The organism is Gordonia sp. QH-12 (assembly GCF_001578675.1).
GTDB lineage: Bacteria > Actinomycetota > Actinomycetes > Mycobacteriales > Mycobacteriaceae > Gordonia > Gordonia sihwensis.
Genome location: NZ_KQ969282.1, coordinates 187,916 through 200,892 on the forward strand (window position 1 = coordinate 187,916; position 12,977 = coordinate 200,892).

10 protein-coding genes are annotated in these 12,977 nt (G+C 68.2%); 4 read left to right on the top strand and 6 right to left on the bottom strand.

The genetic code is table 11. The features are described 5' to 3' along the window. Positions 1-2: 2 nt before the first annotated feature. Positions 3-1,190 carry a PucR family transcriptional regulator gene (locus Y710_RS00830; RefSeq protein WP_062365924.1) on the bottom strand — a complete coding sequence of 396 codons (1,188 nt, stop codon included), beginning with the start codon at positions 1,188-1,190 and terminating at the stop codon, positions 3-5. 172 nt (positions 1,191-1,362) lie between these two features. Here Y710_RS00830 and Y710_RS00835 point away from each other — a divergent pair, with 172 nt between their 5' ends. After that, entirely contained in the window at positions 1,363-3,066 is a 1,704-nt protein-coding gene (locus Y710_RS00835; RefSeq protein WP_062365926.1) for an aldehyde dehydrogenase family protein, read from the top strand. A gap of 22 nt (positions 3,067-3,088) precedes the next feature. Continuing rightward, positions 3,089-4,672 carry a GMC family oxidoreductase gene (locus tag Y710_RS00840; protein ID WP_062365929.1) on the top strand — a complete coding sequence of 528 codons (1,584 nt, stop codon included), beginning with the start codon at positions 3,089-3,091 and terminating at the stop codon, positions 4,670-4,672. 193 nt (positions 4,673-4,865) lie between these two features. Here Y710_RS00840 and Y710_RS00845 read toward each other — a convergent pair whose 3' ends face one another. From Y710_RS00845 to Y710_RS00865, 5 genes are all read right to left on the bottom strand, one after another. Beyond that, complete coding sequence (locus Y710_RS00845) at positions 4,866-5,633, bottom strand: alpha/beta fold hydrolase (RefSeq protein ID WP_062365931.1); 768 nt, start codon at positions 5,631-5,633, stop codon at positions 4,866-4,868. Positions 5,634-6,069: 436 nt separating this feature from the next. After that, positions 6,070-6,747, bottom strand: coding sequence for a nitroreductase family protein (locus Y710_RS00850; protein WP_006895691.1), 678 nt, complete (start codon positions 6,745-6,747; stop codon positions 6,070-6,072). A 24-nt stretch (positions 6,748-6,771) separates the two neighbouring features. Beyond that, positions 6,772-8,232, bottom strand: a complete 1,461-nt coding sequence (locus Y710_RS00855; protein ID WP_062365933.1) for a WS/DGAT/MGAT family O-acyltransferase — start codon at positions 8,230-8,232, stop codon at positions 6,772-6,774. Positions 8,233-8,447: 215 nt separating this feature from the next. Next, on the bottom strand, positions 8,448-9,257 hold the full coding sequence (locus tag Y710_RS00860) for a hypothetical protein (protein WP_062365935.1): 810 nt from the start codon (positions 9,255-9,257) through the stop codon (positions 8,448-8,450). Further along, the gene (locus tag Y710_RS00865) at positions 9,257-11,041 is read right to left on the bottom strand and encodes a serine/threonine-protein kinase (protein ID WP_062365937.1); all 1,785 of its coding nucleotides are present in this window, start codon (positions 11,039-11,041) and stop codon (positions 9,257-9,259) included. Before Y710_RS00865 ends, Y710_RS00860 begins: the two co-directional genes overlap by 1 nt. 129 nt (positions 11,042-11,170) lie before the next feature. On the opposite strand from Y710_RS00865, the gene Y710_RS00870 reads away from it, so the two are divergent. Further along, positions 11,171-11,683, top strand: coding sequence for a nuclear transport factor 2 family protein (locus tag Y710_RS00870; RefSeq protein ID WP_062365939.1), 513 nt, complete (start codon positions 11,171-11,173; stop codon positions 11,681-11,683). A gap of 263 nt (positions 11,684-11,946) precedes the next feature. Beyond that, on the top strand, positions 11,947-12,939 hold the full coding sequence (locus Y710_RS00875; protein WP_006895696.1) for an acyl-ACP desaturase: 993 nt from the start codon (positions 11,947-11,949) through the stop codon (positions 12,937-12,939). Positions 12,940-12,977: the final 38 nt, after the last annotated feature.

A 12,977-nucleotide genomic window follows, 5' to 3' on the forward strand; every position in this document is an offset into this window, starting at 1 on the left:
GGTCACTCATCTGCCACGATCCCCAGCACTTCAACTGACCGCAATGCGGCGTACAGTTCGGCCGACTGCACCGGGTCGGTCACGTCGCGTCCAGTGAGGTCCCGAACCTTGCGCAATCGGTAGCGGACCGTGTTCCGGTGGCAGTGGAGCGCCTCGGCGACGTCGCCGGCCGCCCCGTGGCAGCGATACCACTCCGCCAGCACCGAAAGCAGATCGTCGCGGTCGGGTGGGGGCAGTCGAAGCACACCGCCCAGCACCGACTCGGTGAACACTCGCGCCGCGCCGGACGCGGTCACCAGCAGATGGGCCATCGGGTCACTGCCGAACCGCACCAGCCCCTCCGTGCCCGGCGGCGTGCTGCGCGCCGCCAGCCGGGCCTGTCCGAGAGCCTCCGGAATCCCCAGCGGAGTACCGAACTCCGCACTGACGCCGATCCGCCCGGCGACAGCCTGCCCGAGTCTGTCGACCGCCCGCACCGCCTCTCGCGACGACGCGGTGCGCAGCAGCCCGATGTGCACGTCCGCCTGGCTGTCCCAGACCGTCTGAGCCCCGGCGTCGCGCAAGGATGACGTGACCGGTGCCGGCAGCGCCTGGCCCGGATCCGCCGGAATGATCACCACCACCTGGAACACGCCGTCCTCAGGCACCCCGAGCGTTCGCAGGGCACCGAGCGAACGCACCGAACCGTCGGCGTGGTCGTCGAAGAGCATCCTGATCAGGCGGTAGCGCGCCTGCGCGTCGGAGTGCGCGAGGAGCGTCTCGGTGTCCCGGTACGCCTCGACCGCGGCGTCGGAGAATGCGTCGATCAGCTCCCAGAGCAGGGTCGCGCATTCATGGACTTCCGGGTCGCCCGGCCCCTTCGACAGCGCCGTCAGCTGTTCCCAGATCAGTCGGCCGCCGAGCCGGAACGCGTGCAGCAGCGCCGCCAGGGGCACCCCTCGCTCGGCTTTGAGCCGGCCGACCGCAAGCGCCGGCTTGAGGTTCGGCTCCGCCCCGGCGAGCGCCCGGATGATCTCCGCCAGATTGTCCCGGCACGCGCCCCGCAACTCCTCCTCCGCCAGCGGGCCGCCGTCGACGTAGAAACGGTCGGCCTGGGTGATGCGGACCGCCAACTCCTCCGCCACCGAGTCGACGTCGCTGAGCAGCAGAAGCGCGGGTGAGTTCAACCGCGGAGTGGTCGGGGAGTTCACGCGTGCATGTCCAATCGTCGCAGTGTGACCCACGATACGCGGCCATTGTGCACCGGCACAAAGTCGGCCGGATCAACCCTGTGCCGCCATACCTGGCACCGTCGGTGACCCCACTCACACAATGGAGCGATCACTGCCGAGCGTGCACGCTCACCTGGCGAATGGAGCAGAAATGCAAGACCTCGAACTGCAGGCGGTCGAGTCCGCGCTGACCGACCTCGTCGACGGCGAACGCCGCTGGGCGACGACGACGCTCGAGCAGCGTCGCGACCTCCTGATGCGCATGCGCGATCTGACCGGCGCCCACGCCCAGGAGTGGGTCGACACGGCCGTGCAGATCAAGGGCCTCGACCCGAACTCGCCGCTGGTCGGCGAGGAATGGATGTCTGGACCGTATGTGATGGCCGCCAGCCTCGGCGTCCTCGCCGACACCCTCGACCACCTCGCACAGGGCCGGAGTCCGCTCGCCGACGTCAAGTTCCACGACGTCCGCGACCGCGTCGCCGTCAACGTCCTGCCGACCAGCGTCTACGACGGGCTGCTGCTCAGCGGCTTCAGCGCCGAGGTGTGGCTGCGCCGGGGAGTCAGTCGCGCCGCAGCAAAGGCCGAGGCCGGGCTCGCGCAGCTCGACCCGTCGCGGACCGCGGGCATCGGCGTGGTGCTGGGCGCAGGCAACATCATGTCGATCGCACCGCTAGACGTGCTGTACGAGCTGATCGCCCACAACCGCGTGGTGGTGCTCAAGCTCAACCCGATCACCGATCCGCTGCTTCCCGTCTTCGGCAAGGTCCTCGCCCCGCTGATCGAGGTCGGCGCGGTCCGCATCGTCACCGGCGGGGCCGAGGTCGGCGGCACGCTGGTCCAGCACGATCTCGTGAACCACGTGCACATGACCGGCAGTGCACGCACCCACGACGCCATCGTGTGGGGTGTCGGGGACGAGGCCGTCGACCGCAAGCGCGCGGGCGACCCCAAGCTGACCAAGCCGGTCACCAGCGAGCTGGGCGGAGTCTCCCCCACCATCGTGATCCCCGGCCGGTGGAGCAACGCCGATCTGAAGTTCCAGGCACAGCACGTGGCCACTCAGCGTCTGCACAACGGCGGATACAACTGCGTCGCATCGCAGGCCCTCATCATCTCGTCGGACTGGGATCAGAAGGACCGGTTCCTCGCCGAGGTGCGCAACGCCATCGCCGCCGCACCCGAGCGCGCCGCCTACTACCCCGGGAGCGACGACCGCGTCGCGAGCGCGCTGGAGTCGTACCCGAACGCCGAACGCCTGGGCCCGGGCGGCGGTCGCCTGCTGGTCGACGACGTCCGCCCCGATGCGACCGAACCCATCCTGTCCGGCGAGTACTTCTCACCGGTCTACGGCGTCGTCGAGATCCCCTGCACCGGTGCGGCTTTCACCGGTGCCGCGGCGCGCACGGCCAACGAGGTCTTCGCAGGCACCCTCGGCGTCAACATCATCGCGGCGCCGGCCAGCGTCAAGGAACTCGGCGCGGCGTTCGACGACCTCGTCGAGGATCTCCACTACGGAACCATCGCCATCAACGCCTGGACCGGCGTCGGTTACCTGACGCCGACCGCGTCGTGGGGCGCGTACCCCGGCCACACCATCGACGACGTGCAGAGCGGCATCGGCGTGGTGCACAACGCCTGGCTGATGGACGGAATCGAGCGCACCGTGGTCCGCGGGCCGTTCCGCCCCGCCCCGCGATCGGTGATCCGCGGAGAACTCGCACTGTCGCCGAAGCCGCCATGGTTCGTGAACAACAAGACCGCCGCGACGACCGGCAAGCGGCTCACCGAGTTCGCCGCCGATCCGCGGGCGAGTCGTCTGCCCGGAATCTTCGCCTCCGCCCTGCGCGGCTGACCGTTCGACTGAAAGGGACTCAATGACAACCACTTCCATGGACGCCGACTACGTCGTCGTCGGCACCGGTTCCGCCGGAGCCGTCGTCGCTGCCCGTCTGAGCGAGCGGTCGGCCGACACGGTGGTCGCACTCGAGGCCGGCGGTGAGGACAAGAGCCAGTCCGTCCGCATTCCCGCCGCCTTCTCCAAGCAGTTCCAGACCGACCTCGACTGGAACTACCTCACCCAGCCGCAGCCAGAGCTCGGCGACCGCCGGGTGTTCTTCCCGCGCGGCAAGATGATCGGCGGATCGTCGTCGATGAACGCGATGATGTGGGTGCGCGGATACGCCGCCGACTACGACGCATGGGCGCTGGAGGCCGGCGACGGATGGTCGTTCGCCAGCGTCGTCGAGTACTTCAAGCGCATCGAGTCGATCGAGGGCGCCGTCGAGGGCGACGAGGGACGCGACGGGCCGCTCAACGTCGCCCACCAGCGCAGCCCGCGCGGTTGGACGTCCGACTTCCTCGCCTCGGCCGAACAGGCTGGATTCAAGCGCGAACGTGCCAATCTGCCTCAGCCGGAAGGCTTCACGCAGACGATGGTGTGCCAGAAGAACGGGTCGCGCTGGAGCGCCTCCGACGCGTACCTCAAGCCCGCGCGGTCGCGCCGGAACCTGACGGTGCTCACCGATGCGCACGCAACCCGGGTGCTGTTGGAGGGCTCGCGCGCAGTGGGCGTCGAGTACCTCAAGGACGGCGTCACCCACACCGTCCGCGCCCGCAAGGAGGTGATCCTCTCGGGCGGCGCGATCAACACGCCGCAGCTTCTCCTGCTGTCGGGCATCGGCGATCAAGAGCAACTGCGCGCGCACGGCATCGCCGTGGCACAGCATCTGCCCGAGGTCGGCCGCAACCTCAGTGATCACCTGATGTCGCTGATCGGCTTCGCCGTCGACTCCGACACCCTCTACGGCGCCGAGAAGCCGTTGGAGTTGCTCAACTATCTGACGCGCCGCCGCGGCATGCTCACCTCGAATGTCGGTGAGGCCTACGGCTTCATCCGCAGCCGCCCCGACCTGGAGCTGCCCGACATCGAGATCATCTTCGGTCCGGCGCCGTTCTACGACGAGGGCATCGGGGACGCGCCAGGTCACGGCATCGGTCTCGGTCCGATCCTCGTCGACCCACGCAGTCGCGGCACAGTCTCACTGGCGTCGTCGGACCCGACCGCCAAGGCCCTCATCGACCCGCGCTACCTGTCGGACGCCGACGGCGCCGACCGCGCGGCCCTGATGTCAGGTCTGCGCGCCGCCCACCGGATCGCGACGTCGGAGCCGCTGGCGTCGAAGATCGGCCGGTTCCTGCAGCCGAAGCGGGAGCTGGACACCATCGAAGCCACTCTCGAAGATGCGCTGACCTGGCATTCGCACACGCTCTACCACCCGACCGGCACGTGCCGGATGGGCTCGGACAGTGCCAGCGTCGTGACGCCCGACCTCAAGGTCCGCGGCGTCGAGGGTCTGCGCGTCGCCGACGCCTCCGTGATGCCGAAGATCGTCCGCGGCCACACCCACGCGCCGACGGTCGTCATCGGCGAACGCGCCGCGGATCTGATCAAGGGCTGACCCGGCCTCCCCGACCGCTCGATTACCCTGGGTCTCCCCGCAGGCCGGTTGAGCGAGCGCAGCGAGTCGAAACTACCTGTCCGACAACAACACTAATGCAGATCTCGACACGCTCGATCACTCCCTGGTTCCAGGAATCCTCGCCTCCGCCCTGCGCGGCTGACACTCGGATCGCTCGATCGCGCCGACTGCGTCAGTCCTGCCCGTCCGGCTCATCGAGATGCGCCACCAGCGCGGACAGGAACTCCGGACCGCGGTCGCGGTGAACACTGTGCCCGGCATCGATCGTGACCATTCGGCCACGCGGCAACGCATCAGCGAGAGACTGCAGATGCCGGCCCGGCAGGAAGCTGCGGGCGCCTCCGGAGATCACCAATGCCGACGCCGGCACAGTGTTGAGCCGAGCCCACCATTCGGGTTCGGGGACGTCGAACTGCCGCAGCACGGTGTCGGGCAGCGAACGGTCGAAGCGAAGAAACGGGCCCGGACGTGCGAGCAGCGCGCCGACACCGCGGATCCGCTCGCCCAGAGTCGCGGTCGGTGCGATCTGTTCGGCGAGATCCGCCTCATCGCGAGGCATCGGCGGTATCTCCTCCAGTACGAGGCGACGGACGCGGTCGGGCCGGTCCATCGCATAGCGCAGTGCGGTGTGCGCGCCCAGGGAATGCCCGACGAGGTCGAACCGGACCAGGCGCAGTTCATCGACCACGCGTCCGAGATCGGCCGCGAAGTCGTCGAGGCGATAGTCCGCGGCGCGCCCGCTGCGCCCATGACCGCGCAGGTCCACGGCCACGGTGGCACGACAGGTGGCACGTAGCGTGCGAACCGTTGAATGCCACGTGGTGTGGTCGCCACCCATTCCGTGTACCAGGACCACCGGCGGCCCACCGGCGGTCGGACACCCCGAGACGTCGACCGCGAGGTCGGGTTCCGCCGGGTCGGCACTGTGAATCACGCGCATCGCACCAGGATAGGCCCCAGACAGAAGCCAGATTCGGGACGCCCGACACGCGAAACGTCGATTCCGTGCCGCCATATGTCGCCCGATCGCGTGAAACATTCCGTGATGCAGTTCACTAACTGCTGTGAGAGTACGTAGTGTCACACCCGTCGGCGATTGACGCAATCGTCCTCACCCTCCCAATTCACTTGTCTCGAAAGGACATTCGCATGGAGATCATCAACCTCATCCTCAGTCTGCTCGGCGGCGGCGACAGCGGCAGCAGCGGCGGCTCCAGCGACCTGGGCAGCCTCTCCAGCCTGCTCGGCGGCGGCAGCAGCGACTAGTTCCAGCTGACGACGAGGGGCGCGCGGCATGTCCGCGCGCCCCTCGTCGCACGTTCCCCGGTGCGATCGGCTGCCGTGCGGAGTCGCGAGTCAGAGCGGGAGTCGCGGGGTCACCGATCCGCCGGGCCGGCCAGAGCCGTTCCGTCGAAGCGCTCCAGGGTGACGAAATCGCTCACCGGCCGTCGCCGGAGCCGGGTGAGCTGCTTCACCGGCCGGCCGATCGGTACGGCGGCGGCCACGGCGAAGGTCTCGGGGATGCCAAGCAGTTCGCGCACCGCGGGCTCCTGCGCGCTGACCATCGTCGTGATCGTCCCGCCGTATCCCCGCGACCGGGCGGTGGTGAGGATGTTCCACACGAGCGGATACACCGACGCTCCGGAGACCACGCCCACCCGGTCGAGTTCGGAATCGGTGGCCGCCACCACCGCCAGGTCGACGGCCACCACCAAGACCACCGGCGCAGCCGCGATCGGCGCGACGAACTCGTCGACTCCGGGCGTCTCAGCGAGATCGGTCGCGGTGACGGCACTCGGGTGCACCGGGTTCCACGGGTTCTCTCCCGCGAAGCGCTGAGCCAGGTACCGCCGAGCCGCGGGCTTGCTCAACTCGGCCAACTGAGCTTTCGTACCCGGATCCCGGACCACGATCACGCGCACACCCTGTCGGTTGCCGCCGCTCGGCGCGAACCTCGCGATGTCGAGGATCTCCGACAGCCGCTCGTCCGGAACCGGATCGTCGGTGAAACTGCGCGCTGCGAACGTCGTCTTGACCACGTCGTCGAATTCCATTGCCGTCGCCCGCGAGGGTTCGTTCTACTCGCTCTGTCGGCCGGTATCCGACGGGCCGTCGTCGGACGAATCGCCGTTCGCATCGGCCTCGACCGCGGCCACCAGTTCCTCGAGCTGCGTCCCGAATCCGCGGACCAGGTCCCACAGATCCGGTGAGAGATCCGGGCACGACAGCAGCCCGACATTCAGCTCGCCGTCCACCGACATCACCGTGATGTTGAGCCCGAGGCCGTGGAAGATCGGCCCCATCGGGTACACCGCCTTCACTCTCGCGCCGAGCAGGTACATCGGATAGTCCGGCCCCGCGACGTTGGAGATGACCGCGTTGAAGATCGGCGGGTGCAGGCCGGAGAGACGGCGGTCGGAGTAGAGGCGCATCAGAGCGCCGAGGGTGTTGCCCGGCGCGAACTCCGCGTATGCGCGCAGCAGATTCGCATCGATGCCCTGGTGATGCCCCTTCGCCTGCCTGGCGTACTTGCCCGCCAGCCGAATGCGCTCCACCGGATCGGCCACCGACGTCGGGAGACGGGTGAACATACCGGTGACCTTGTTGGTGCCGGTCTCGATGAGATCGTCCTCGGTGACCCCGCGCACCGAGACCGGGACGAGCCCGACCAACGGCTCCTCGGGGAGTTCGCCGCGCGTCTGGAGGTACTCGCGGAGCGCGCCGCCCGCCATCGCCAGCACCACATCGTTCACCTTGACACCGAAGTGGTCTTTGACACGCTTGACGTCACCGAGCGGCAACCGCGCGAAGGCCAGGTTCCGGCGCGGAGTCAACGGCCCGTTGAACCGGGTCCGCGGAGCGAGGAAGGGTGCGGGCATGCCGTCGCCGGACCGTACTCGTTTGAACCATTCGAACGGCACCGGGAGCGTCTTCGGGATCAGCTTCATCGCTGCGATCGGACGCTGCACGAAGAAGTTGACCGCACCGCCGAAAGCCATGCCGGGTCGCGAGGCGCCTCCGGCGCTCTCCTTCACCCGAGCAGCGTCCAGCGCGGGTGGTTCGGGAGTGGACGTCGCGAGTTCGCCGAGGATCTCGGCGACGGTGGCACCGTCCACGCAGGCGTGGTGCATGCGCAGCACCAGCGCGATCGCCCCTTCGGACAATCCCTCCAGAACCCACAGGTCCCACAGCGGCTTCTTCCGATCCATCACCTGGGCCACGAGGTGCCCGCAGAGGGCCGCCATCTCCTCGATGCCTCCGGGTGCGGGCACCGCTATCCGGTGGACGTGCCGCTCGATGTCGAAGTCTTCGTCCTCCACCCACACCGGGTGGTCCACATTGGTCAGCGAGTCGGCGAGCCGGCGGCGCAGCATCGGGAGACCGCGGACCCGGCGCTCCATCTCCAGCCGCAGCGAATTGAACGTGTATCCGCCCGGGATGGTCGAGGGATCCACCTCCACGATGGCGGCGACGTTCATCACCTGAGACGGCGTCTCCAAGTAGAGGAACGACGCGTCCAGACCGCTCAACCTCTGCACGACGGCCCCCAATCCTTGTATGACAGTCCGTGTCTGCCACAGTCCGTGTCTGCCACTGTTCTGTATGCCACTGTCCTGTATTCCACTGTTCCCGAGCGCCTGAAACGAGTTCTCACAGGTGCTTATTCACAGTAGCGCCGTGGACCGACAGTGCGTGCACGAAGGCAGGCGCCGCCCGGGCGGGGCCTGCCCGATCACCGACCGCGGCCGGACTGCTACTCGTCGATCGGCAGTCGGTTGGCGACGTCGAGCAGTTCCCTCCTGCCGCCCCGGTCGAGGAGAACGGTGAACACGACGTCGTCGCGGTCGGCCAGACGCAGGTACGCCGCATGCTCGGATTCGACCACGTAGCCGGTACCGTGACGCCAGCCGATCGACTCCGGCGAGGCGTTCTTCGAGATGTCGGTGAACACCTGGTCGGTGGCGTCCTTCGACGTCATCCACGCCGGCTGGATCACCATTTCCGAGTTGAAGCAGTGCATGCGGCTCTTCACCAGCGCTCGCCCCGATCCGGTGTTCGACGGGCCGCGCTCGGCGGGCATCGCCCGGACCATCGAGCGGCAGGTGAGGTCCTGCCATCCCGTCGCCTCGGGTGTCTGCGGAAGCAGCCGGGGGAACTGTGCGGCCAGCGGGCCGAGCTCGCCCCAGCCGGACACCACCGTCACCTTGCTCTCGGCACCGTCGGCCGACCACCGGCCCGAATCCGCGGCGCGCAGGCGGTAGCGATGGTCGCCGGTGCCCGCGGTCCGATCGACCGCGGTGGTGTCGGGCCCGGAGTAGACGACCACCCCGTCGTCCCGGATCAGCAGATACTCGTCCGCACCGGAGACGCCGTTCCAGACCGCTTTCACCTCGCCGCCGTCCGCCGACAGACTGAGTCCGCCCGGTGAGTCCGGCGCCGAACCGCCCAGCATCGCCCGCACGGCGAACAACGATGCCAGCAGCACCAGCACGGCGACCGCGGCGATGATCAGCACGGGCCTGGCGGGTGTCCGGGCACGTCCGGGTGCGCTCGGTTCGTTCATCAGAACGGCAGCCTTTCCATGATCGCCCGCGCTTGCTTCGGGTCCTTGGAGTCCGGCACGGCCACCTCGACGTAGGTACGCGCGCGCGGATCGTCCGAACTGGAATAGACGAATACCGCTCTCGCCTCGGAGCTCTGCACGCCCGTCGAGAGCCGCCCCTTGGTGCCCTGGGCGGTCTTGAAGCCGAAGTCGGTCGGAGCCGTGATCGGCAACTGGCCTACGGCGGCCGTCCCCGCATCATCACTGTTCGCGTACGCGGCGATCTGCACCGAGTACTGCCGATCGGCGCCGTCGATCTTGTCGCACACGATCAGCCGGGACGTCTTCTGGTCGTCGTCCACCGGGTACGGCCCCAGTCCGCGGCACCAGAGCGATTCGAAGCCGTTCGAATTCACCGGGGTGGCCGGTACGAGTTCCGGATAGAGCTTCGCCATGTCGAGGAACTCGCCCCACGTCTGGGTGACCGTCAGCTCGGCCCGGTCGGAGAACGCCGAACCGCCCGACGACGTCGAGCGCGCCGCCACCGAGTAGGAGTGCTCGCCGGGGACCGGAGATCGGACCACATAGGAATTGTCGTCGGTGACGTCGATGACGTCGTCGTCCTGTTTGATCAGGTACTGCTCGGCCCCGCTCACCGCCGGCCACGACAGGTCGACACCCTCGGCGGTCATCTTCGCCTCCGGCGACGACGGTGTCGACAGGCCCGACGCACTGTTCCACGCGAACGCTCCACCCACCCCCAGGGCCAGTGCCGCAACGACCGCGACGGTCGCGAGCGCGGGAGTCCGCCGGTACCAGTGATCCCCGTGCGAGCGGTCCGGGCTCCCCGTGGGCACCGGTGCCGGGCCGGACGGGCCACCCGCCCGGTGTGGCCCGGGGACGGGTGCACCGGGAGTGTTCGCGAACATCGGCCCGCTGGGCGTCACATTCACCGGTCCTCCGGTGAACGCCGAGTACAACGCGCAGGCGAAAGCCGTCGCCGTCGGTGGCCGGGCGGCGGGATCCTTCGCGAGGCCCGCTCGCAACACGTCATCGACGGCCGGCGGCAGCGAGCGCGTCCGCTCGGACGCCCGCGGCGGTTCGGCGAACAGATGTGCCGTCATCAGTCCCTGCAGACTGGTCGAGTCGTACGGTGCGCTGCCGGTCAGCAGTTCGAACGTGGTGGCCGCGAGCGAGTAGATGTCGCTGCGGGCGTCCACCCGACGGCCGTCGATCTGTTCCGGCGAGCAGTACCGCATGGTGCCGACCGTGGTTCCGGTGCTGGTGAGTCCCGCTCCCGCTTCGCCGAGCGCCTGAGCGATGCCGAAGTCGGTCACTTTGACCGCCTCCGGGTTCACCGGATCTCCGCCGGGGGTGATCAGGATGTTCGCAGGCTTCACATCACGGTGGAGTACACCGTGACGATGGGCGACGTCGAGGCCGGCGGCCACGCCGTTGACGATGTTGACGACCAGCCGCGGATCCATCCCGGCGGGCGACGCCTTCGATATCTTCGACGCATCGGTGCCCGGCACGAGTTCCATCGCGATCCACAGGACGTCGCCGAATCCGCCCCTGTCGTAGACGCGCACGAGGTTCGGGTGCGTCAACGGCGCCATCAGATCGGCCTCGCGTTCGAACCGCCGGCGCACCACCGGATCGGAGCCGTGTGCCGACCGGAGCACTTTGATCGCATCGCTGCGCGGCAGGCGCGGGTGGGCCGCCTCATAGACCTCGCCCATCCCTCCGGCGCCGAGCACCGCTTGGACGCGGTAGCCCGCGATGTCGTCGCCGATTCCGAACATTCCTCCGCCGTTTCACCAGGTGACTGCCGTTCGCGCCGAATGCTACCTGCGCGGCGTGGAGATCAGATGTGCGCCTATCCCCGCCGAATGACGGCCGTCCGCCGCGGCCCGCCCCTACCATCGGCCGACATGACCGCATCCTTCTCCGCAGACGAGCTCGACACCGCGTTCGCTCAGTTCCAGCAGACCGTCGCCGATGTGGCGATCAGTAAGGACTGGGATCGATGGGCCGATCAGTTCACCGTCGACGCGACGTACATCGAGCACGCCTACGGCCGATTCGACGGCCGCGAGGCGATCCGCACCTGGGTGAACAAGACGATGCACTCGTTCCCCGGAAGCCACATGGCCGAGTACCCGTCGCTCTGGCACGTCGCCGATCCGGCGACCGGCCGAGTGATCTGCGAGATCGACAACCCGATGATCGATCCGGGCGACGGTTCGGTGTTCACGGCCACCAACATCACCATCCTCACCTACGCGGGCGACGGGCTGTGGAGCTGCGAGGAGGACGTCTACAACCCGATGGAGTTCGCTCAGATGGCTCTGGCGTGGTGTGACCGCGCCGCCGAACTGGGCACGCTCGACGACGCCGGACGCCGGTGGCTGGAGAAGACCGGCCCGATGTTCGGTCGGCGGTGACCGGCGTTTCGACCGCTCCTCACTACCGACCTCGCGGTAACCTACGGTGACGTAACCCACCGGGCCGCACGTTAACGGATCTGCCCCGGGCAGACGATCTACGCACCGAGGGCTGCGGTTTCTCAGCGCCCCCACAGGGCGCGCGGAGACTTGGGGCATGCGTCCATGTGACGTAGCCTGGAGTCCGAATATGCATGTCGGGCACGTCGCGGCGGTGCTCGGCCGCGACCCGACACGACCTGAACCCGACCAGAGGAACACCGATGGCACGTCAACTCACACAACTCGAACTCCTCAAGGAGTTGGAGCCGACGGCAGAGGCCAACGTCAATCGCCACCTCAAGACGGCACGCGACTGGAACCCGCACGACTACGTGCCGTGGGACGAGGGCAAGAACTACGCGGCTCTGGGCGGCAGGGACTACGAGCCCGAGGACTCGCAGCTCGACGAGGTCGCCAAGGCCGCGATGATCACCAACCTGCTGACCGAGGACAACCTGCCCTCGTACCACCGCGTGATCGCCGAGAACTTCTCGATGGACTCCGCCTGGGGCCATTGGGTCGGTCGCTGGACCGCCGAGGAGGACCGTCACGGCATCGTGATGCGCGACTACCTGGTCGTGACCCGCGGCGTCGACCCGGTGGCCCTCGAAGAGGCGCGCATGATCCACATGACCAACGGCTACGATCCGATGCTCGCGGCTGCGGACCGCGCCGACGAGATGAAGGCGAACGGCGAGGAGATCGGGCTGCTGCACTCGGTCGCGTACGTCACCTTCCAGGAACTCGCGACCCGCGTGAGCCACCGCAACACCGGTAAGGCGTGCAACGATCCGATCGCCGACCGGATGCTGCAGCGCATCGCCGCCGACGAGAATCTGCACATGATCTTCTACCGCAACATCTGCGGGGCCGGCATGGATCTGGCGCCCGACCAGACATTGCGCGCGGTCACCGACATCGTCACCAACTTCCAGATGCCCGGAGCGGGTATGCCGAACTTCCGGCGCCACGGCGTGCTGATGGCCAAGCACGGCATCTACGATCTGCGCCAGCACCTCGAAGAGGTCGTCCAGCCGGTTCTCCGGAAATGGAACGTCTTCGAGCGAAACGACTTCAGCCCCGCCGGCGAGAAGACCCGCGACGAGCTCGCGGCCTTCCTCGACCAGCTCGACAAGGACGCGACCCGCTTCGAGGAGATGCGCGACCGCGCGCTCGCTCGCGAGGCGGCCAAGCGGGAGAAGCAAGCATCCTGAGTACCACCGCACTGACTGCACCGGCGCCTTCGGAGACC

Bases quoted from the DNA above. Each gene is read 5' to 3' on its own strand.
- Y710_RS00865 (WP_062365937.1), bottom strand. From the start codon at position 11,041: ATGTTCGGAATCGGCGACGACATCGCGGGCTACCGCGTCCAAGCGGTG.
- Y710_RS00875 (WP_006895696.1), top strand. From the start codon at position 11,947: ATGGCACGTCAACTCACACAACTCGAACTCCTCAAGGAGTTGGAGCCG.
- Y710_RS00850 (WP_006895691.1), bottom strand. From the start codon at position 6,747: ATGGAATTCGACGACGTGGTCAAGACGACGTTCGCAGCGCGCAGTTTC.
- Y710_RS00835 (WP_062365926.1), top strand. From the start codon at position 1,363: ATGCAAGACCTCGAACTGCAGGCGGTCGAGTCCGCGCTGACCGACCTC.
- Y710_RS00840 (WP_062365929.1), top strand. From the start codon at position 3,089: ATGACAACCACTTCCATGGACGCCGACTACGTCGTCGTCGGCACCGGT.
- Y710_RS00870 (WP_062365939.1), top strand. From the start codon at position 11,171: ATGACCGCATCCTTCTCCGCAGACGAGCTCGACACCGCGTTCGCTCAG.
- Y710_RS00845 (WP_062365931.1), bottom strand. From the start codon at position 5,633: ATGCGCGTGATTCACAGTGCCGACCCGGCGGAACCCGACCTCGCGGTC.
- Y710_RS00860 (WP_062365935.1), bottom strand. From the start codon at position 9,257: ATGAACGAACCGAGCGCACCCGGACGTGCCCGGACACCCGCCAGGCCC.